The organism is Gordonia sp. p3-SID1431, from assembly GCF_025143765.1.
In the GTDB taxonomy this organism is placed as follows: Bacteria; Actinomycetota; Actinomycetes; order Mycobacteriales; family Mycobacteriaceae; genus Gordonia; species Gordonia hongkongensis.
This window is the reverse complement of record NZ_JAMBDT010000015.1, coordinates 1-20,775: the sequence shown is the minus strand read 5'-3', so window position 1 is coordinate 20,775 and position 20,775 is coordinate 1. Positions and strand designations below refer to the sequence as shown.

General features: G+C 67.6%; 22 protein-coding genes and 1 pseudogene. 14 read left to right on the top strand and 9 right to left on the bottom strand.

Annotated features, from left to right (window positions below; translation table 11 throughout):
• Window positions 1–97: 97 nt before the first annotated feature.
• The 7 genes from M4D77_RS06085 to M4D77_RS06055 all read right to left on the bottom strand — a co-directional run bounded on the left by M4D77_RS06085 (window position 98) and on the right by M4D77_RS06055 (window position 5,138).
• Window positions 98–235, bottom strand: a complete 138-nt coding sequence (locus M4D77_RS06085) for a hypothetical protein (RefSeq protein ID WP_165630638.1) — start codon at window positions 233–235, stop codon at window positions 98–100.
• Between the two features lie 40 nt (window positions 236–275).
• Window positions 276–1,805, bottom strand: a complete 1,530-nt coding sequence (locus M4D77_RS06080; protein WP_159371808.1) for a polyamine aminopropyltransferase — start codon at window positions 1,803–1,805, stop codon at window positions 276–278.
• 100 nt (window positions 1,806–1,905) lie between these two features.
• Window positions 1,906–2,331 carry a DUF350 domain-containing protein gene (locus tag M4D77_RS06075; RefSeq protein ID WP_068970523.1) on the bottom strand — a complete coding sequence of 142 codons (426 nt, stop codon included), beginning with the start codon at window positions 2,329–2,331 and terminating at the stop codon, window positions 1,906–1,908.
• Between the two features lie 57 nt (window positions 2,332–2,388).
• Entirely contained in the window at window positions 2,389–2,922 is a 534-nt protein-coding gene (locus M4D77_RS06070; protein WP_065630125.1) for a DUF4247 domain-containing protein, read from the bottom strand.
• Window positions 2,919–3,467, bottom strand: a complete 549-nt coding sequence (locus tag M4D77_RS06065; RefSeq protein ID WP_226512373.1) for a DUF2617 family protein — start codon at window positions 3,465–3,467, stop codon at window positions 2,919–2,921. The genes M4D77_RS06070 and M4D77_RS06065 overlap by 4 nt, the downstream gene beginning before the upstream one ends.
• Before the next feature lie 59 nt (window positions 3,468–3,526).
• Complete coding sequence (locus tag M4D77_RS06060) at window positions 3,527–4,162, bottom strand: DUF4178 domain-containing protein (protein WP_068970516.1); 636 nt, start codon at window positions 4,160–4,162, stop codon at window positions 3,527–3,529.
• Window positions 4,163–4,232: 70 nt separating this feature from the next.
• On the bottom strand, window positions 4,233–5,138 hold the full coding sequence (locus M4D77_RS06055) for a TIGR03621 family F420-dependent LLM class oxidoreductase (RefSeq protein WP_259935769.1): 906 nt from the start codon (window positions 5,136–5,138) through the stop codon (window positions 4,233–4,235).
• Window positions 5,139–5,370: 232 nt separating this feature from the next.
• Between M4D77_RS06055 and groL the strand changes: the two genes are divergently transcribed.
• Window positions 5,371–6,996, top strand: coding sequence for a chaperonin GroEL (groL, locus tag M4D77_RS06050; protein WP_065630128.1), 1,626 nt, complete (start codon window positions 5,371–5,373; stop codon window positions 6,994–6,996).
• A 51-nt stretch (window positions 6,997–7,047) separates the two neighbouring features.
• Here the strand turns inward: groL and M4D77_RS06045 are convergent, their stop codons facing one another.
• Window positions 7,048–7,431: a VOC family protein gene (locus M4D77_RS06045; RefSeq protein ID WP_259935768.1), complete on the bottom strand. Its 384-nt coding sequence runs from the start codon at window positions 7,429–7,431 to the stop codon at window positions 7,048–7,050.
• Window positions 7,432–7,542: 111 nt separating this feature from the next.
• On the opposite strand from M4D77_RS06045, the gene M4D77_RS06040 reads away from it, so the two are divergent.
• From M4D77_RS06040 to M4D77_RS06010, 7 genes and pseudogenes are all read left to right on the top strand, one after another.
• Complete coding sequence (locus M4D77_RS06040) at window positions 7,543–7,854, top strand: helix-turn-helix domain-containing protein (protein ID WP_259935767.1); 312 nt, start codon at window positions 7,543–7,545, stop codon at window positions 7,852–7,854.
• Between the two features lie 44 nt (window positions 7,855–7,898).
• Window positions 7,899–8,558: pseudogene (locus M4D77_RS06035) on the top strand (DsbA family protein).
• 401 nt (window positions 8,559–8,959) lie between these two features.
• Window positions 8,960–9,886, top strand: coding sequence for an MSMEG_6728 family protein (locus M4D77_RS06030; protein WP_259935766.1), 927 nt, complete (start codon window positions 8,960–8,962; stop codon window positions 9,884–9,886).
• 362 nt (window positions 9,887–10,248) lie between these two features.
• Window positions 10,249–11,274, top strand: coding sequence for an alpha/beta hydrolase family protein (locus M4D77_RS06025; protein WP_259935765.1), 1,026 nt, complete (start codon window positions 10,249–10,251; stop codon window positions 11,272–11,274).
• A gap of 28 nt (window positions 11,275–11,302) precedes the next feature.
• Window positions 11,303–12,106 carry a tyrosine-protein phosphatase gene (locus M4D77_RS06020; RefSeq protein ID WP_065630167.1) on the top strand — a complete coding sequence of 268 codons (804 nt, stop codon included), beginning with the start codon at window positions 11,303–11,305 and terminating at the stop codon, window positions 12,104–12,106.
• 151 nt (window positions 12,107–12,257) lie between these two features.
• Window positions 12,258–12,779, top strand: a complete 522-nt coding sequence (locus tag M4D77_RS06015; protein ID WP_259935764.1) for a hypothetical protein — start codon at window positions 12,258–12,260, stop codon at window positions 12,777–12,779.
• Window positions 12,780–12,809: 30 nt separating this feature from the next.
• Entirely contained in the window at window positions 12,810–15,008 is a 2,199-nt protein-coding gene (locus M4D77_RS06010) for a glycoside hydrolase family 3 C-terminal domain-containing protein (protein WP_065630133.1), read from the top strand.
• A gap of 5 nt (window positions 15,009–15,013) precedes the next feature.
• Here M4D77_RS06010 and M4D77_RS06005 read toward each other — a convergent pair whose 3' ends face one another.
• Window positions 15,014–15,496 carry a PaaI family thioesterase gene (locus M4D77_RS06005; protein WP_058251304.1) on the bottom strand — a complete coding sequence of 161 codons (483 nt, stop codon included), beginning with the start codon at window positions 15,494–15,496 and terminating at the stop codon, window positions 15,014–15,016.
• Between the two features lie 123 nt (window positions 15,497–15,619).
• Here M4D77_RS06005 and M4D77_RS06000 point away from each other — a divergent pair, with 123 nt between their 5' ends.
• The 6 genes from M4D77_RS06000 to M4D77_RS05975 all read left to right on the top strand — a co-directional run bounded on the left by M4D77_RS06000 (window position 15,620) and on the right by M4D77_RS05975 (window position 20,122).
• Window positions 15,620–16,228, top strand: coding sequence for a TetR/AcrR family transcriptional regulator (locus M4D77_RS06000; protein WP_058251303.1), 609 nt, complete (start codon window positions 15,620–15,622; stop codon window positions 16,226–16,228).
• A 138-nt stretch (window positions 16,229–16,366) separates the two neighbouring features.
• Complete coding sequence (locus M4D77_RS05995; RefSeq protein WP_058251302.1) at window positions 16,367–17,044, top strand: DUF4166 domain-containing protein; 678 nt, start codon at window positions 16,367–16,369, stop codon at window positions 17,042–17,044.
• A 114-nt stretch (window positions 17,045–17,158) separates the two neighbouring features.
• Window positions 17,159–17,599 (top strand): SRPBCC family protein, encoded by a 441-nt coding sequence (locus M4D77_RS05990; protein ID WP_058251301.1) that lies wholly within the window; start codon window positions 17,159–17,161, stop codon window positions 17,597–17,599.
• Window positions 17,600–17,708: 109 nt separating this feature from the next.
• Window positions 17,709–18,230: a DUF6764 family protein gene (locus tag M4D77_RS05985; RefSeq protein ID WP_058251300.1), complete on the top strand. Its 522-nt coding sequence runs from the start codon at window positions 17,709–17,711 to the stop codon at window positions 18,228–18,230.
• A gap of 102 nt (window positions 18,231–18,332) precedes the next feature.
• On the top strand, window positions 18,333–19,283 hold the full coding sequence (ppk2, locus tag M4D77_RS05980; RefSeq protein ID WP_058251299.1) for a polyphosphate kinase 2: 951 nt from the start codon (window positions 18,333–18,335) through the stop codon (window positions 19,281–19,283).
• A 26-nt stretch (window positions 19,284–19,309) separates the two neighbouring features.
• Entirely contained in the window at window positions 19,310–20,122 is an 813-nt protein-coding gene (locus M4D77_RS05975; RefSeq protein WP_058251298.1) for a hypothetical protein, read from the top strand.
• The last annotated feature ends 653 nt before the right edge of the window (window positions 20,123–20,775 follow it).

Below are 20,775 nucleotides of genomic sequence, written 5' to 3'. Positions count from 1 at the left end.
TCCCGCGGCCCATCCTCCCGCATCGGTGGACGCGAACGCCACGCGATCGGTCGACGCCCGGGTCGGGACGGAGGCGTACAACTCCCGGGCGGTTCGATCAGTCGGCGGTTCGCAGGCCGCGCGTGGCCCGGCACAGTGCCGTGATCTGCTCCCACTCCCCGGCGACGGCGACGGCGACCGCCGCCGACCGCACGAGCGCCAGCGGGAAGATGTTGATCGCATTGTCGCCGGACACCGCGGCCGCACTCTGACCTGCCTCCGGCGATCTGCCGACGTCAGTAGGTCGCCCACTCGCCCTGTGCGTACCGGAGAATGCGCGGGTCCATGAGGGTCGACGGCGGCAGATCCAGTCGCTGCCGATCCAGTGGGAAAACCGTTGCTGCTGCCAACTGTTCAGGACTGAGGAACCGGAGGGGTCCGGGCGCCGCCACGGTCGGGGTCACCCTGCCCCCGGCGCCGGCCAGGTGGAATCCCCAGTCGCCGAAGGCCGGCACATCGACGTGGTACGGGGTCGGGTCCAGCCCGGCCGCGCGCATGGTCGAGGCCACGCACCAGAACGACTTCGGCGCGAAGTACGGGGACCCGGCCTGGACCACGGTGCGGCCCGCCTCGGCGAGATGCGCCCGGACCATCGCGTAGAACTCGGTGGAATACAGCTTCGCGGTGGCCGAGTCGTCGGGGTCGGGCATGTCGACGATGATGACGTCGAACCGGCGGTCGGTGCCGCGCAGCCAGGAGAAGGCGTCGGCGGCGATCACCTCGGCTCGGGGGTCGGTCATCGAACCCCGGTTCAACGTGGTGAGACGCTCGTCGGTCCGGGCGAGTCGGATCATCTCCGGGTCGAGTTCGACGAGCGTGACGTCGCGGGCGTCGGGGTAGGTGAGCACCTCGCGGAGCGCGAGTCCGTCACCGCCGCCGAGGATCAGCACGGAGTCGTGGTTCCCGGACATCGCCGGATGCACCAGCGTCTCGTGGTAGCGATGCTCGTCGACCGAGGAGAACTGCAGGTCGCCGTTCAGGTACAGGCGGGTGTCGGCCGTTGCGCCGAAACGGTTCTCGGTGATGACGATGTCCTGGTACGCACTACGTTCGGCGGCGACGATGGGATCGCGGTACAGCGCTTGGCGCGCGGTGATCTCGAAGCGGCCGGACAGCAGCAGGCCGGCGATCAGGACGGCGACGACGGCGACGGCCGACGCGGAGAGGACACCCATCTGGGTGCGCGACAACGACTTGCGGAAGATGACGAAGACGAGGAAGCAGCCGGCCGCGGCGTTGACCAGCCCGACCACCAGAGCACCCCGCAACTGGCCGAAGAACGGCAGCAACAGGAACGGGAAGCACAGGCCGCCGATGAGGGCGCCGATATAGTCGACCGCGAACATGTCGGCGACCGCCGAACCCGCCTCCTGGCGTCGAATCCGTTGCAGCAGAACCATCAGCAGCGGGATCTCGGCACCGATCAGGATGCCGAGCACGAAGGCCACCAGGACGAGGGCGGGCGTGTACAACTCCAGGTAGGCGAACGCCGCGTAGAGCGCCATCACCGACAATCCGCCGATGAGGGCGAGCAGCAGTTCGATGACCGCGAAGGCCGTGACCGATTGTGGCTGGAGCGGTTTCGCGGCGAGTGACCCGATGCCCATCGCGAAGACCATGACCGCGAGGACGATCGACGCCTGCGTCGCGGTGTTGCCGATCAGGAACGAGCCGAGCGAGACCAGCGCGAGCTCGTACACCAACCCGCAGGCGGCGCAGACGAAGACGACGGCCAGCAGTCCGGCGCGGGCGAATCGCGGTCGCATCGCCAGCACGTCCGGAACGGGTTCGGTCGTCACCGGTTCGGCATCGGCGGCAGCGGAGTCGTGACCGGTCACGGACAAACGGGGGAGTGCGGGAACCCGGTCACAGGATGGAGGCGGCCACGATGATCGACACCCCGATGTGTGCGACGCCCTGCACCCACACCGCCGGGTGGCTCTCCGGGTGGACCAGCAACTCGCCGAGATTGCCGGGGGTCAGCAGGTCGATGACGAGGAAGGTCACCGCCATCACGACCAGGCCGATCGCCGAGTACACCGCGGTGTAGGTGAGCCCCTCGAGCAGTCGTCCCTCGCTCGCGACGATGGCGGCGGTGACGATCACGGCGACGGCGAGCATGTTGGAACCCACCAGGATGCCGGCGTTGCGGTTGCGGTCCGTCCACAGCTGCGAACGGAGCTTCCCGGGCGTGAGCAGGTCGAGGATGCCGAACGAGACGATCATCAGGATCACGCCGACACCGGCGTAAGCGCCTGCAGCGTAGGCGTTCTCAGCGATATCAGCGAGCATGGTCTTCTCCGTTGGTTGGTCGGACGAATTCGATGGCACGTGCCGGACGGACGACGATCATTTACCGCCACCACCGCTCCCGCCGCCGCGGTTTCCGCTGCCGCTACCCGCATAGCGGGGGGTCGGGACCCAGAACGCGCCGACGTAGGGGTGGTAGTGGTGATACCCCGACCGGTAATCCCGGCTGAGCATCACCCGGGTGGCGCCGGCCGCCAGCGGGAACAGGCCGACGAGGTAGTCGGGGTATTGGAGGAACTGCGTGCCGGCGATGTTGCCCGTGCCGGTGGCGCCGCTCCGCTGGTCGCTGGGACGTTCGGCGTCGCGGATCTCGGCCGCCACCTGCTCCGGGGTCCCGTCGGCGACATAGGCGTCGACGTCGCCCTCGTCGAGGGAGGTGTCGCGCTCGTAGTTCTGCGTGATGTAGTCGCGCGCCGACCCCCCGATGCCGCCGCCACGGGCAACTCGCGCGGTGCAAGCACCGATCAGCGCGAAGATGGTGAGCACGACGATCACGCCGATGATGATGTTGCGGGTCTTGTTCAGACGGCGGCGCGGGTCCGGTGGGCCGCCGGGCGGTGGTTGCCCGGTCATGGGCGGGCCACCGGACCGCGGTCGATCCTGCTGGAGGTGATCACGACCTCGGCGGCCTTGGGATAGGTGTGCCAGGTGTGCCAGCTGATGGAGTCATCGGTGGACTCCGACACGATCGCGGTGACGGCGTGCGGCTCCCCCGGGAAGCGACCCATCACGCACGGATGTCCGGTGGCCAGCTGTTCGGTGACGCGAACGCTCAGCTGTTCGACGAGTGCGGCGAGCTGGTCGGGATTGACCTGTTCGACACGGGAACTGAAGTAGTAACCGCTCTCCTGGAAACTCTCCGGCAGTGCCGAGGTCACCTCCGGCAGGCAGGCGACGGTCTCGCAGATCCGCTGCACCCCGTCCTCGACGAGTACCTGATGGCTCGCGCCGAGCAGCCGCACCGACACCGTGATGCCGTCGATCTCGCGATCCTCTTGTGCCAGGGGCTCCTGCAAGGGTGCGCTCAGCGAGAAGCCGAGCTGGCTCGCGCTGGTGTCGGCGTAGGCCACCGCGAGTTGTGCGGCGGGGTCGCCGGGGTGTCCGGTGTTCTCGGTCATGCGTGCTGCGATCTCCGTGCTCAGGGCGTCGTGTGGATGGGCGGGCGTCGGGGCCGCCGTCAGGGTGTTTCCGGAGCCGGGTTGGTGGGGTAGATGCGGTAGTCCGCGCGGGACAACAGTTCGCCGCGGGCGCATTCCCAGCCGCTGCCGTAGTCCTCGAAGGACAGGCGGTCGTCGCCGGCCTGATAATCGTGATAGGCCATCCGGCCCGAGGTCGCGACGCCGGTGGTCCCCGCGGAGGTGAAACGCGCCGAGCCCGCCTCCTCCGACTGGTATCGACGCCCCTCGAGCTCCACGGTGTCGGGGCCGGGGGTGACGGCGGCACCGGGTACCTCGTGCCACAGCACGACCTCGAGGTCGGGATCGTCCTCGACCGATATCCAGGCCTTGGACCCGACACCGGTGTCGAGGAAGTTCTCGGTCCAGGTGTAGCCGTCCTGCGTCAGGCGCAGGGTGCCCCGGACCGCGTAGGTCTGACCGCGCAGTTCGACGAGGTCGCCGGGTTTGAGATCGCGGGGGTCGCCGTAGACGGAATCGTCGTCGGCCGACGAGAACGGATCGCCGGGGCGATAGGTCCGCTCACGCAGGGCGTCCTGCTCGGCCTGCCGGGCCCGCCGATTGCCCAGGAAGTTGAAGATGACGACCACCGCGATGATCGCCAGCAGCGCCACGATGATGATCAGCAGGAATTCCACGGTTCAGACCCTAGTCGACCGGCAGCTTGCGGGACGTCGGTCGTCGGGGGTGCGAATGACCGTGACCGCCTCACCGCCCTCCGGCGTCGACGGCGTGCAGCTCCGCGATCACCGGGGCGAACACCTCGAGCGCGGGTTCGAGCACGGTGAGATAGCTGATCCCGGTCCGCTCCCGGAGGTCGACGAGGCGGGCGGCGATGTCGGAGACCGATCCGATGAGCACCGACGGCAGGCCCAGGAACTCCTGAGCGCTCATCGACAGTTCGTGCTTCGCGAGAAGCTCGTCGGCCACCGCCGTCGGATCACCGGTCACGGTGACGATCTGTAGCAGGAGGTTCCACTCCACCTCGACGGCGCGGTCCCCGGCGGCGGCGCGTGCGAAGCCCACCCGTTCGTCGAAATCGCCGGCGGACAGCGGTTCCAGATTGCCGTCGGGTCCCGTTCGGGCCGCGGTGAACCCGACGATGTCGGCGTGTTCGGCGGCCATCGTCAGCACGCGGTCGCCGTTGCCGGCGAGCAGGAGCGGAATCCTCGGCTGCACGGGTCGGGGCTGATGATCCTCGTCGGCGAGCAGCTCTGTCACGCGGGCGGCGGTCGCCGACAGGTGATCGACGCGCCGGCCCGCGGACCGGTATTCGATCCCCGCTGCGTCGAACTCCTCCCGGGCGTAGCCGGTGCCCAGTCCGAGTTCCACGCGGCCGTCGGACAACCGGTCGACGGTGGCGGCGTCCCGGGCGAGCAGCGCGGGGTTGGTGAACGCGGCGTTGAGGACGAACGGGCCGACGCGCAGGCGCTGCGTCGCGGTGGCCGCGACGGCCAGTGCCGGCCACGGGCTCGGGATGCCCAAGTGGTCGGGGACGAGCAGGACGTCGTAGCCGAGTTCCTCGACCGATCGGGCACGCGTCTGCCACGACGACGCGGTGTCGGCCGCGAGCATGTTGACCCCGAACCTGAACTCCCTGAAGGCGAGTGACATGTCCTCAACGTAGTCAGCGTCGCGGCGGCCGACCACGCAGCCGACCGGGACACCTAATCCAGCCTTGCACTCGCACTGGTCGAGTGCTAAAAACGAGGTTGGCACTCGCGAGCTGTGAGTGCCAGGTCGGGACGGTGAGGCCGGTACCGAATGACACACCGGTCGTCCGTCGCGGGCACCGAGTTCCGGCCATACGAACCTAGTGTCACCCCCTTCGGAGGATCACTTACCCATGGCCAAGCAAATTGCGTTCGACGAAGAGGCCCGTCGCGGCCTCGAGCGGGGCCTCAACAGCCTTGCCGACGCCGTCAAGGTGACGTTGGGACCCAAGGGTCGCAACGTCGTCCTGGAGAAGAAGTGGGGCGCCCCCACGATCACCAACGATGGTGTGTCCATCGCCAAGGAGATCGAGCTGGAGGACCCGTACGAGAAGATCGGCGCCGAGCTGGTCAAGGAAGTCGCCAAGAAGACCGACGATGTCGCGGGCGACGGCACCACCACCGCCACCGTTCTCGCCCAGGCTCTCGTCCGTGAGGGTCTGCGCAACGTCGCCGCCGGCGCCAACCCGCTGGGTCTGAAGCGCGGCATCGAGAAGGCCGTCGAGGCCGTCACCGAGTCGCTGCTGAAGAGCGCCAAGGAGGTCGAGACCAAGGAGCAGATCGCTGCCACCGCCGGTATCTCGGCCGGCGACGCCTCGATCGGTGAGCTCATCGCCGAGGCGATGGACAAGGTCGGCAAGGAAGGCGTCATCACGGTCGAGGAGTCCAACACCTTCGGCCTGCAGCTCGAGCTCACCGAGGGCATGCGCTTCGACAAGGGCTACATCTCGGGTTACTTCGTCACCGACGCCGACCGCCAGGAAGCCGTCCTCGACGACCCGTACATCCTGCTGGTCTCAGGCAAGGTCTCGACCATCAAGGACCTGCTGCCGCTGCTGGAGAAGGTCATCCAGGCCGGCAAGCCGCTGCTGATCATCGCCGAGGACGTCGAGGGCGAAGCTCTCTCGACCCTTGTCGTCAACAAGCTCAAGGGCACCTTCAAGTCGGTCGCCGTCAAGGCCCCGGGCTTCGGTGACCGCCGCAAGGCCATGCTGGCCGACATCGCCATCCTCACCGGTGGCGAGGTCATCAGCGAAGAGGTCGGCCTCTCGCTCGAGGGCGCGGGCATCGAGCTGCTCGGTACCGCTCGCAAGGTCGTCGTGACCAAGGACGAGACCACCATCGTCGAGGGCTCGGGCGATCCCGACGCCATCGCCGGTCGTGTCGCCCAGATCCGCGGCGAGATCGAGAACAGCGACTCCGACTACGACCGTGAGAAGCTGCAGGAGCGTCTGGCCAAGCTGGCCGGCGGTGTTGCGGTCATCAAGGCGGGCGCGGCCACCGAGGTCGAGCTCAAGGAGCGCAAGCACCGCATCGAGGACGCCGTCCGCAACGCGAAGGCTGCCGTCGAAGAGGGCATCGTCGCCGGCGGTGGCGTGGCCCTGCTGCAGTCGGAGCCGGCCATCGACGCACTCTCGCTCGAGGGTGACGAGGCCACCGGCGCCAACATCGTCAAGGTCGCCCTGTCGGCTCCGGCCAAGCAGATCGCGATCAACGCCGGCCTCGAGCCGGGCGTCGTCGCCGACAAGGTCCTCAACTCGCCCACCGGCACCGGCCTCAACGCCGCCACCGGTGTGTACGAGGACCTGCTCAAGGCCGGCATCAACGACCCGGTGAAGGTCACCCGCTCGGCGCTGCAGAACGCAGCCTCGATCGCGGCTCTGTTCCTCACCACCGAGGCCGTCGTCGCCGACAAGCCCGAGAAGAACGCCGCACCGGCCATGCCGGGTGGCGACGAGATGGGCGGGATGGGCTTCTGATCTCCTGATCAGATCCCTGCGTCCACTCACGCAGCACCAACCGAAGGCCGGTCACCCGAGCGGGGGGCCGGCCTTCGGCGTTCCGAGCACGGCTTCGGCGACTTCCCGCGACCACTGGACATACTCGAGGACCGCACCGTCGGGATGGCGAAGGTAGGCGAATCGTCCAGTCGCGCTCTCGGATCCGGCTCCGCCGCTGACCTGCGAGATCAAGGCGTCGAGATCGTCGACGATGACCGGTCCGACGGTCGACCGGTAGGCCTCGACGTCGTCGTCGGCTCCCGCGATGAGGAGGAAGTCGCCGACGGCGGCGAGTTCGGCCCTCTCGAAAGCGAATCGGAGATCGGCCGATGCACCGACGATCGTCTCGTACAGCGGAAGCGACTCGTCGAGGTCGGCGACGAATATCCTGGCGTAGGTCTTCAGCACTCGCATCGACCCCACGCTAGGAGCGCAGGCGGATGAGCGGCAGTACGCACTTCGATGTGAGCGGGGACGCCGCGCCGTCGTCCGAGGCCGAAGAGCGCGCCCGGCACCTCGCGGTCGGTGTTCACCGTCGTGTCGACGAAATGGGGTCTGACCGTCCTCGAGGAGGTCCGGCAGCGTCCCCGCCGGTTCCGCGAGTTGAAGCGGTCGATCGGGACGATCAGCGACAAGGTGCTCACCCAGACGCTGCGCGATCTCGAGGCGCACGGCCTGATCCATCGGCACGACCATCGCAGCGCGAATCCGCGGGTGGACTACACCCTGACGGATGCCGGCCGCGACCTCGTCTCGACGGTCCACGGCCTGTGCGACTGGTCGCGAACGCATCTCGACGACCTGCTCGACGCGCCTGGGGCGGCTGATCGGGTGTGACGCACTCCGGGAACGTTCTCGATCCGCGAGGTGTTGAGAGGGCAATGAGCGCTCCCATCACCGTCGACATCTGGTCCGACATCGCCTGCCCCTGGTGCTACATCGGCAAACGCAAGTTCGAGGCGGGCCTCGCCGAGTTCGACGGACGCGACGACGTCGAGGTGACCTACCACAGCTTCGAGCTCGCACCGGATACGCCGGTCGACTTCGACGGTTCAGAGGTCGACTTCCTCGTCCGGCACAAGGGCATGCCGGCCGATCAGGTCCGGGGGATGCTCGACCAGGTCCGCGGGATCGCCGCCGAGGTCGGTCTCGACTACGACTTCGACCGGCTGCAGCACACCAAGACCCTGAAAGCGCATGAGGCCCTGCACTTCGCGAAAGCGCATGGCCGACAGGCGGATCTGGCCGAGCGTCTGTTCCAGGCGTACTTCGAGCAGGGGCGCCACGTCGGCCGCGCCGACGAACTCGCCGATCTGGCGGCCGATGTCGGTCTCGATCGCGACGCCGTGCTGGCCGCGCTCGAGTCGGGCGAGTACGCTGCGGCCGTCGAGGCCGACATCGACCAGGCCCGTGCATACGGGATCAGCGGGGTTCCCTTCTTCGTGCTCAACGGCAAGTAGGGTATCTCCGGAGCCCAGGCGCCGGAAACCTTCGCGCAGGCCCTCGACAAGGTCCGCGCCGAGGAGTCCGATCGTGTCTGACCCGGTGGTGCCCTTCGAGATGATCGGCGACGACGACGCGGCCGTCTGCGTCGACGGCGTGTGTGCGGTGCCGGAGGTCGGGACCGACGCGTCGGACTCCGCATCCGACTGAGCCCCGAAGTCCGAGCGTCGATCACCTCCTCGAGGCCATCGCGGGCTTCGGCTGACGCTGCGCGGCAGAAGATCGCACCCACCGCTGGTTGAGCCGAGTCGAAGCCACCGAGGTGACCTCGGTCCACGCTGCGCGGCAGTAGGTCGCACCCGCCGCTGGTTGAGCCGGTCCTGGTGTGACGCCGGGGCCGGGATCGCCGATCTTCGGTAGCAGCTGACAACTCTGAGTTCGGCGCCGCGCGGAGCTCCCCCGGGTGTGAGCGCCCGTCCGAAGTGGGTAAGCGGGCGCCATGCAGACGTTCCTTCCCTACCCGGACTTTCGACGCTCTGCCGAGGTCCTGGACCCCGCGCGCCTCGGTAAGCAGCGCGTGGAGACGTTGCAGATCCTGCGGGCGCTCGAACTCTTCGATTACGGCTGGGCCAGCCATCCCGCGGTCACGATGTGGCGCGGGCACACCCCGGCGCTGGTCGCCTACGGACTCGCTTTCGTCGACGTGTGGACCGGCGGCGGTCGTGCAGACACCACTGCTCCGATGATCGCCGAGTTTGCGCCCGAGGTGGTGGGTGCGTCCCAAGCCGAGCTGACCGCGCAGGGTCTGATGCCCGCGTGGCTCGGCGACGACCGGCTCCATCGCAGTCACCGTTCGGCGCTGCTCCGCAAAGCGCCGGACTTCTACGGCTCCGTGTTCGACGACGTCGACATCGACGACGAGATGCCCTACTTCTGGCCGGAGCCGCCGGCCACCGACGCGCACGATCTGGACGAACCGACCCGCGCCGTGTGGATCATCCGGGCCGGATCCGACGAACAGTTCGCTCAGTTCCGACGGCGGCAGATCGTCGGATTGGGCGTCGAATCCGGCATCGACACCGACGCGTCGGTGGGCACCGAGGCCGGCCTGCGCGTGTTGCTGAAGGAGCGAAGTCCCGGGCGGCGGCCGGGCAAGGACCTCCGCGTGCTCGCGTCGTTCGTCTCCGATCTGCGGGTGGGGGACGAGGTCGCCGTCGTCGACCCCACCGATCCGAACGTGCTGCCACTGGGGACGTTGATCGGCGAGTACGAGTTCTCCCGTCGAGGCAGGGTGCTCACCCCGCATCGGCGTCGGGTCCGCTGGACCGGCACGCTCGAGCGGTCGGCCGTCGCCCCGCCGGCGCTGCTCCAGAATCCACGAATGCTGTTTCCGGTGTCGGTGCGATCAGAGGCGGTCCGGTTGTAGTCCGATCGGCCGAATCTGGCACCGGGTGGTCGGTGAAAGCGTTCCCTGCGCCTTTCGAAGTGGCCGGTCGTTTTTCGACGGCAGAGACGATCACGGCCGGCGCACTCGCACGAGATCAGCTGCTCAGGAGCACGACGTCTCGACCGGCCGGGATTAGTCATCGTGAAATCGCCTCCAATAATGACCATGGTGTGCGCAATCGCGAGGTGAACAGCGATGGCCCCGGCCGTGGTAATCCGGACGGGGCCGTCTCCGGTGCGTATGGTGAAACGTATTCGGATCGATATCTGCGTGTGTGAATTCCGTTGTCGAGACGGCGGCGCGGTAGTGATGTGAGCATGTAGTGATGTGAAGGGACTGTGATGTCCGCAGTGGGTGGTCAGTTCCGCCGACGCCTGGTCGCCACAACGGTATCGATCGCTGTACTCGTTGTCGCGCTTGCGGTTCCGTCGTTCGCCGGCGCCGAGCCGGGAGATTCCTCGTCCCGGGCGAAGGCGCTGGCCCGCGCTGTCGCCGATGGCCGGGTCTTGGAGCTGTCGGTGTATTCGCCGTCGATGAAACGTCACGTACCGGTCCGGGTTCTCGTGCCCGCCGACCGCTCGATGCCCCGACCGACGCTGTATCTGCTGAATGGCGCGGGTGGCGGAGAGGGCACCGGACACTGGTTCGAGCAAACCGACATCGTCGATTTCGTCGCCGACAAGAATGTGAATGTCGTCGTGCCGATGCGCGGCGCGTACAGCTATTACACCGACTGGGTGAAAGTCGACCCGGTGCTGGGGCGAAACAAATGGACAACGTTTCTGACCAGCGAATTACCGCCGCTCATCGATCGGAAGCTGAACACCACCGGCGTGAACGCGATCGCGGGGATCTCCATGGCGGGAACGTCGTCGTTGAGTCTTGCCGAAGCCGCCCCTCAGCTCTACCGCGCGGTCGCCTCCTACAGCGGTTGTGCCGAGACAAGCACGAATCTCGGCCGACTCGCCATCCGCGCGGTCGTCGAAGGACGCGGCGGTGGCGACATCGCCAACATCTGGGGCCCGGTCGGCTCCCCGGGGTGGCGGGCGCACGACCCGGTCGTCAACGCCTACAAGCTGCGCGGCAAGGCGATCTACATCAGCACCGGCACGGGGGTCCCCGGACCGCACGACCAGTTGCAGGGCCAGGGAATCGACGGGAAGACCACGATCTACATCGACCAGATCGCGGTCGGCGGCGCCATCGAGGCCGCCACCCACCAGTGCACGCTCAATCTCGATCGTCGACTCAAGCAACTCGGCATCCCCGCGACCGTCGACTACGCACCGGGGACGCACGCCTGGCCCTACTGGCAGGACCAGCTCGTGAAGTCGTGGCCGATGCTCGAAAGCGCGCTCACCGACTGACCGGCGCACAATCTGTCACGATGTGACCGTGACTGCGACCCCCGGCGCGCCCAGCCCCATCTCCAGCCTGCCCAATCTCCGCGATCTCGGCGGCTGGCGGACCGGGGACGGGCAGACGGTTCGATCCGGCGTCCTGTACCGGTCCACGGATTTCTCCGCGCTCGACACCGCCGACGTCTCCGCGTTCGAGTCGCTCGGTCTGAAGGCCGTCTACGACCTGAGGTCGGCGCACGAGAGCGAGGCCATTCCCGACCCCGTCCTGTCCGGTGCGTCGAACATCGCACTCGATGTCCTCGCCGATGCGCAGATGTCGATTCCCGCCAATATCGGTGCTGTCCTCGCCGACCCCGCCGTCGTCGCGCAGGCCGACGAGATGCTGTCCGGCGGCAAGGCGCGCGAGATGATCTGCGGGACCTATCGCGAGATGATCACCCTGCCCAGTGCGACGGCGTCGTACACGCAGTTGTTTCGTGGACTGATCGACGGCTCGACGCCGGCCCTCATGCACTGCACCACCGGCAAGGACCGAACAGGTTGGGCCGCAGCATCTCTGCTGACACTGCTCGGGGTGCCGAAGGACGACGTCTATCGCGACTACCTGCTCACCAATGAACGTCTGATCCCGTCGCTCACACCCATCTTCGACGGGTTCGCCGCCGCCGGGGGCGATCCCGAGCTCCTCGTCGGCGTGCTGGGCGTCGACTCCGGCTACCTCGACGCCGCGTTCGACGAGGTGGACAAGCGGTACGGCGGAATCGAGGGTTACTTCGGCGAGGCGCTGGGTCTGGGTGCCGCCGACCAGAAGGCCCTCCGGGACCGGTATCTGACGTAGGGCGCCGCCCGAGACGCTGTGGCAGCGAGGTGTCACCCACACGGGTGTCATCTGGTCGTCGTGCTTTCACCCGATGAGGGGATATCCGTGGTTGGCGGGTCGCATTAGCGTCGGAACCACCCCCAAAACGACTCGACTGCCGGAGAACTCAATGCGCACAACCACTTTCGCAAGAGCTGCCCTCATCCTGGCCACGACGGCGACCGCTGCGGTCGTCCCGGCCGCGATCGCCGATGCCGCGCCACTCGAGTCCGGGAGCCTCGACGGCGGAAGCATCGACGGGGGCAGTCTCGAGGAATACGGTCTGGGCGGCCTCGACTACTTCGGGAGTCTCGGGGGCAATCAGGCTCCGCCGTCGACCCAGCGGTGCAACTCCGAGACCAAGTCCGGCGGCTACGGAGTCACCGAGACCCGGCACATCCTCGGCCTGCGAGGCCCGACGAGCTTCACGCTGAACTACGACACCTACGACATCCCGGACGAGATCCGCGTGTTCTACGGTGGCCGGCAGATCTACAACACCGGCTACGTCGGAGACGACATCAACCAGGGAACCGGCAGTGTCCGGATCACGGTGCCACCCGGTGGCGACACCTCGGTCGTGGTGCGAGTGACCGGGCCGGACCGGAACACGGAGTGGGACTACACCGTGTACTGTCCCGGGGCCAGCTGATCGCCCGACGACCGTCGGTAGTGTCTTGGGGTGAGTGAATTCAGCTTGATCGAGAAGGCCGCGTTGGGCAGCGGCGCCGATTTCTGGACCACCAAATCGGTCGGTTCCGTTCCCGCGCTGACACTCACCGACGGTCCGCACGGGGTCCGGAAACAGACCGGCGCCACCGACCACCTCGGCCTCGCCGGCAGCGAACCCGCCACCTGCTTCCCGCCCGCGGTCGGACTCGGCCAGAGTTGGGACACCGGGCTGATCCGTCGTGTCGGCGAAGCGCTCGGCCGCGAGGCACGCGGTCTCGACGTCGACGTACTGCTCGGCCCGGGCGTGAACATCAAGCGAGATCCCCGGTGCGGCCGCAACTTCGAGTACTTCTCCGAGGATCCGTTCGTCACGGGCCGGCTCGGCGCGGCGTGGGTGAGCGGCGTACAGAGCATCGGGGTCTGCACGTCGCTCAAACACTTCGCGCTGAACAACGCCGAGGACGACCGGATGCGGTCGAGTTCGGACGTCGACCCGCGCCCGATGCGGGAGATCTACCTCCGCGCCTTCGCGCGTATCATCCGCACGGCGAACCCGTGGACCGTGATGTGCTCCTACAACCGCATCAACGGCACGTACGCGGCGGAGAACCGGTGGCTCCTCACCGACTTGTTGCGGGGCGAGTGGGGCTACGACGGCGTGGTGGTCTCCGACTGGGGTGCGGTCGCCGACCGCGTTCGGGCGGTCGCCGCCGGCCTGGATCTCGAGATGCCCGGCCCGGGGGACCGCACCGACGCGCAGGTCGTGGACGCGGTCCGGAACGGAACCCTCGACGAGGCGGCGCTGGACCGGTCGGCCCGGGCGGTCCGGGAACTCGCGGAGCGGGCCGCCACGGGCCGGACGAACCGGACCGTCGTCGACTTCGATCTCCACCATCGCCTCGCGCGCGAGGCCGCATCACGGTCCATCGTCCTGCTCAAGAACGACGGCGATCTCCTCCCGTTGAGCCCCGGACGCTCCGTCGCGGTCATCGGCTCGTTCGCGCACGACCCCCGCTATCAGGGCGGCGGCAGTTCGCACGTGAACCCGACGCGCCTCGACGTACCGGTGGACGAGATCCGGGCAGCCGGCGGCACGGTGACCTACGCCCCGGGTTTCAGCACCGACGGCTCGCGGGCGGATACGGCGGGCGCGATCGCCGCGGCGACGGACGCCGAGGCCGCCGTGCTGTTCCTGGGACTGGCGGCCGCGCAGGAGTCGGAGGGCTTCGACCGCGACGACATCGAACTGCCGGCGGACCAGGTCGAGTTGCTGACCGCGATCCTGGCGGTGCAACCGCGAACGGTGGTCGTGCTCGCTCACGGAGGCGTCCTGCGCCTCGGGTCGATCGCCGCGGCCCCGGCAATCCTCGACGGCGCGCTCCTCGGCCAGGCCGGGGGTGGTGCCGTCGCCGACGTGCTCTTCGGGGTCGTCAACCCGTCGGGTCGGCTCACCGAGACCGTGCCGGTCAGGTTGCAGGACACCCCGGCATACCTGAATTTCCCGAACGAGAACTCGCACATCCGCTACGGCGAGGGCATCTTCGTCGGCTACCGCTGGTACGACGCCCGCGACATCGAGGTCGCCTATCCTTTCGGACACGGATTGTCCTACACGACTTTCGAGTACTCGGATCTGTCCGTCGCATCGGATGATCCGGGCGTCACCGGTGTGGTCGTCGGATTGACGGTGACCAACACCGGTTCTCGGACCGGGCGTGACATCGTCCAGGTCTACACGTCGAAGTCGGACTCCCGAGTCGGACGACCGCCGCGCGAGCTGACGGGCTTCGCGACCACCCGAGACCTCGAACCCGGTGAGTCGCAGACTATCTCGATCACAATCGACCGGAGCGATCTCGCCTACTGGGACATCCGCGTCGACCGCTGGATCGTCGAACCGGGTGAGTACGGCGTCGAGGTCGGCGCGTCGAGCCGGGACATCCGGCTGACCACCACCGTCGAGATCGCGGGCGACGAGGTTCGCCTCGCGATCGACGAGAACTCGACCCTCGGCGAGGTCCTGGCGAATCCTGCTGCGGCGCAAGCGCTCGCGTCCCGGTTCGAGGACAACCCGCTGACGAGCTCCGACGACGCCCTGGGCGTCGACATGGCACGGATGATGGCGTCTATACCGCTCGGACGCCTCGCCGGGTTCGGGATGCGCGACGAGGACATCGCCGCGATCATCGCGGCGGCACGCACGGACTGATCGCGCTACCGGAACACGATGCAGGTGGTGGTCCCGTGGGCGACGAGCTTGCCGTCGGCGGAGAACACCTTGCCCTCGGCGGTCGCGGTGGTGCGGCCGGCGTGGATGACGGTACCCACGCCGGTCAGCTCCCCGGCGTCCACGGCGACCGAGCGGATGTAGTTCACCTTCAGCTCCAGCGTCGTGTAGCCGACCCCGGCGGGCAGGGTGGTGTGGACGGCGCACCCCATCACCGAGTCCAGCAGCGTGGCGCAGATGCCGCCGTGAACGGTGCCGAGAGGGTTGGCGAAGTCGGGCTGCGGAGTCACGGCGAAGGTGACCGCGCCCTCGTCGATCTGCTTGGGCACCATGCCCAGGAGGCGGCCGATGCTCGGGCGGTCGGAGCCGGCGCCGCCCGCCTGCCAAGCTCGCAGCAGTTCGAGTCCGGACATGGCGGTGGGGTCGGTGGGTGCGTCGGTCGTGGTAGTCATGACTATGCATGGTTGCATACTCCGCCGCGATTATGAAGGTCTGCATATCGGCGTGGCCTCGCGTACGGGATGACCTCGGCCGATGCTATGTATGCTGGCCACAATCGGTTGTATGAGGGTCGGCATAGGAGTTGTTGCTGCATGGCGTCACATCCCGCCGAGTCCGTGATCACCGGCGCGGACGACCGCGGCCCCCGCGAACGCATGGTCGTGCACGCGGCCGATCTGATCGGCCGCGACGGGGTCGCCGCCACCTCCATCGGCGACGTGATCTCGGCGAGTTCCGCACCACGGGGATCGATCTACCACCATTTCCCCGGCGGTAAGACCCAACTGATGACCGAAGCCGTCCGGTACGCCGGTGAGTTCATCGCCGAACGCATCGGGCGTCCGACCACGATGACCCCGGCTGACACGGTGCGCGAGATCGGCGGGGTGTGGCGGCGACTGCTGGTCAACACCGACTTCCAGTTCGGCTGTCCCGTGCTGGCCGGCGGCCTCGCCCGACGCAGCGAACCCGCGGTGGCGGACGCATCCGCCGAGATCCTGCAGCGCTGGGCCGACCTGGTCACCGCGCGGCTGGTGGTCGACGGCGTCGACAGCGACCGTGCCGACTCACTGGCCAACCTCATCATCGCGGCGGTCGAGGGAGCGGTTGGACTGTGCCAGACACGGCGCAGCGTCGAACCCCTCGATCGCGTCATCGCCGAACTGGCGAGCCTCTGCGACGCGGCCGTCGATCGGGTCTGATCCGGGGCGAGACGTTGGACACAGGTGTGCTCCGTTAGTAGGTTCACCATGTCGTCACCGCCGTGGTGGCGTCTGGCCTGTATCCGTTCATCGTCGGGACGGGCTCGAATCGGTGGGTGAGCTCGGGGAGGTTGCGCCATGACGCCGGTCTTCCGGCATGCGCTGGGTTCGGACTTCGACCGTCTGCATCCCAACGTCGCATGGCGCTACGGCATCGACTCGACTTCCGGTGTCGCGCAGGTCTGTAGCGGGATCTACGAGTCGGTCTACGTGTCGTCGGCGCTGCCGCCGCCCGCCCTGTGGCATTACGCCAAGCGCAATGCGCTGCCCTCGAAGACCAGTCGCATGGTTCCGTTCACCCAGGGTTACTACTGCTACTCCGACGAGCTGGGGCGCGAGTCGCTCGCGGTGCTGCGGAACTTCCAGTACACGACCGGCCCGCGCAAGCTGAATTCCCTGCTGGTGGCCGGGCGCACGGGTCTGGTCGACTATTTCGGCGACGGCCCCGAGTTCCTGTATCCGATCGAACCGTCGGTGACGCGATCCGGCGAACTGCTGCTCGAGAGCGGACCGATGCGCTGGCTCGGACGCGGACCCAAGGTCGGGATGAAGGGGCTGTTCACCGCTCAGATGAAGTACATCGAGGGGTGGGACGAGAAACGGGATCGATTCCGCTGCGACGCGACCGTCCGCAACCCGGTCATCGGCGAGATCATGCACTTCCGCGGCTGGTTCACCGCCGTCGACCAGGCGTGCTCGTTGCGTGACATCCCGGACGAGGCGTGGCCGGTCAACCTGGTCGACCGAGAGAGCTGAACGGTTCGATCCAGGGCGACTCCGTCGCGGCAATCCAGGGCGACTCCGTCGCGGCTCGACACAGCCTCGACAGTTCGTTGCATCGGCGGCCAGGGCGCGCGGTAGGTTCAACGCATGGCTGTCTCAGCGAACATCGAATTCGACGTCGCCGCCCCCGTCTCGGTGGTGATGGAAGTGCTCATGGACATCGAGTCCCTACCGGACTGGTCGGGACCGCACAAGGAAGCCGAGATCCTGTCCAGTTACGACGACGGCACGCCGCAGAAGGTGCGGATGGTCGTCACCGCCGCGGGTATCTCCGACGAGCAGACCTGCACCTATGACTGGACCGAGAACTCGTGCGAATGGCACCTCATCGAGTCGAATCAGTTGAGCGAGCAGCACGGCAAGTACACCGTCACCGAATCCGACAAGGGTGCCCATGTCCGCTTCGACCTGGCCGTCGAGCTGAAGATCAAGCTGCCCGGACTCATCGTGAAACGCGCCCAGAAGATGGCCGTGGACACCGCGCGCAAGGGACTCACCGCGGAAGTGGAGAAGCGCGCGGCGGCCTGAGGACGATCGTGACCGGGACGTGACGAGTCGATCGTCTCCTCCACGGCGCCGGCCCCTGTACGCTGAGGGCGTTCCTTACCGGGCGCCCGAGCTATGGAGGCCAAAGCAGTTGAGAATCAAGAAGTTTGCCGTTCGCGGCCTGGTCCTGGCCGCGGGGCTCGCCGGATGTGTTGGTTTCGCCGGGTTGTCGGGCGAAGGGGTCGCCGCGGCGGACACGCGTTGCTCGGTGTCGAACGGTCATCAGGTCGAGCGTGTCGAGGGGCGCAGCGGTTGCGGCGCCAAGGCCGGAGTCGGCAGTCGCGCGAGTGCCGATGAATACAGCGGTCGCGGCACCGCGGTCTCGGTCTCGGACAACGGCGGCAACGCCGCGGCCTACAACCTGCAGCCCGGTTCGACGGCGCTCGCCGGCGCCAACAGCCGGGGCAACGCCTACTCGGTCACGACCGGCCCGAGCGCACTGTCCGTCGCCCAGGCGCGTCGCGGTGGTACGACGGTGGCGATCGGCGGCTGGGGCGGCGAGGCCTACGCCGGTCCCGAAGGTGCCCGCTGCAGTGGCGGTTTCGCGACCGCGTTCGACACCAGCACGGGTAAGGCATGTCTGCACGCCGGTTCGATCGACCTGCGGAACTGAGCGGCTCCACCTCACGACACCTGAGAGACAGAACACGCCCGGCGCGACGGTAGTTCACCGGAGCGTCGGGCGTCGTTCGCCGCTTCGACCTATCGTTGTGGAGTGACCGACCTCCACGATCCCGAGACCCAGATCGGCCCCGACTTCAGCGTGCTCAACGGCCGCGAAGCACTTCAGCAACTCGTCGACCTCCACGACACCACGCACTTCACGGTCAACGACGACGATGACGACGACCCGGTCCTGCTGACCCTGCCCGAGCGGAATGTCGTCGACACCTGGCGCGAGGACTACCCGTACGAGGAGCGCATGAGCCGCCGCGAGTACGAGGTCACCAAGCGGCGGCTGCAGATCGAACTGCTGAAGCTGCAGAAGTGGTCCAAGCAGACCGGGCAGCGGCATCTGCTGGTCTTCGAGGGCCGAGACGCGGCGGGCAAGGGCGGCACCATCAAACGATTCAACGAGCACCTCAACCCGCGCGGCGCACGCACGATCGCCCTGGAGAAGCCCAGCGAACGCGAGGCCACCGAGTGGTACTTCCAGCGGTATGTGCAGCACCTGCCCGCCGGCGGGGAGATGGTGTTCTTCGATCGCTCCTGGTACAACCGCGCCGGCGTCGAACGGGTCATGGGGTTCTGCAGTCCGCAGCAGTACACGCAGTTCGTCGCCCAGGTCCCGGCGTTCGAGAAGATGCTCGTCGACGACGGGATCAACCTGGTCAAGTTCTGGTTCTCGGTCACCCCGCTCGAGCAGCGGACCCGGTTCGCGATCCGTCAGATCGACCCGGTGCGCCAGTGGAAGCTGTCGCCCATGGACCTGGCGTCGCTGGACAAGTGGGATGCCTACACCGAGGCGAAAGAGGCGATGTTCGCCACCACCGACACCGACCACGCACCCTGGACGGTGGTGAAGTCCAACGACAAGAAGCGGGCGCGCATCAACGCCATGCGTCACGTGCTGAGTCTCTTCGACTACGACGGCAAGAACGAGTCCTTCGTGGGCACACCCGACCCGCTGATCGTCGGCCGCGCCGCGGATGTGATCGGGGAGTAGTTCCCCGGCTCGGTAGCCTCGTGGCTGTGCGTAGCTTCCTGAGTGCCCTGTTGACACTAGTCGCGATCGCGGCGACCGTTCTCGCCGTACCGTCTTTCTGGCTGGATCAACGCATCGTCGACCAGGCGGGGTTCGTCGCCACGGTCGCGCCGATGGCCGAGAACCAGCAGGTCAAGGACTACCTCGCAGATGAGATCGCCGCGCAGGCGACCGCGCGGACAGACCTGCCGATCGCCGGCGTCCTGGTGCGGCCGCTGGCGGGCCGCTACACCGAGAGTGAACAGTTCCAGCAGGACTTCGCCGATGTCGTCGGCCAGCAGCACGCGTTCCTGTTCGAGGAGCCGGCGCCCGGTTCGGACACCTCGGTGATGCAACTCGACATCACGAACATGATCAACCGCTCCCTGAACCTGACCGGTGGCAACGCGATCCAGGGGCCGGTGGTCGTCGAGTTGACCAACGGCTCCTCGGGCCTCGAGGCGGGCCGGTACGCGGAGGTGGGTAGCCAGATCACGCTGCTCGCCTGGGGCTCGGCGGCGGTGGCCGTGATCGCAGCCGTGCTCGCGCTGCTGATCGCCCGACGACGCGGAACCGTCTTCGCGTGGCTCGGGCTCGGCGTGCTTGCAGCCGGCGTCTCGACCTGGGCCATGGGCCTGTTCTTCGCCGACCGCGCCAAGCAGGAGGTGGCCGGCGCAGAGCGCTCGGGCCGCCAGGTCGCCGAGCTCATCATCGACGGCGCCTACGACGACGTCACCCGGGTCGCACTGATCGTCGGCGGCGTGGGCGTCGCGATGTTCGCCGTCGGGATCCTGGGACGGCTGATCATCGGGCGGCGCTGAGGGAGGGTGCGTCAACCCTGCCCCCTGATCCGAAAGAACGACATGACCATTGGTCCCTGAGGTGCGAGAGCGCAGGCGATGCCTTCCCTCTGCTCCCTGCGGTGCGAGGAGCGCAGGCGATGCCTTCCCTCTGCTCCCTGAGGTGCGAGGAGCGATAGCGACGAGCCTCGAAGGGTTGGCGACGCATCTCGCCAGGACCCTTCGAGACGGCCTCCGCAGGCTCCGGCCTCCTCAGGGAGCAGAGTTCTTTCGTCTCCACGACGGGTCGCCAGGCCTCGGATACTGAGGATTGCCCGGAGTGTGCGTCACGCCCGTTCCCTGAGGAGTGCCCGGAGCTTGCGGAGGGCGTGTCACGCAGGGTCCGCCGAGCACCCCCGACTGATGGACCTCAACTCGACCGATGGACTTCGATCGAAGTGCATCCGTCGAGTTCGAGTTCATCGGTCGGAGCCGGATGCAGTGCGAGGTCGGGCCGGCTCGCTGAAGCAGTTCGTCTGAGCTCTACCACGGTGGTTGTTGGGTCGTAGACGCTGACGCTATGTGACTGGTGGGGTTTTTGTTCACCACAGTTCACCACCGTTCACCGCTGAGGCCTGAGTGACAGAGACTGCGGTGCAACAGGATTCGATGACTATGAGGCCTGTGGAGAAGTC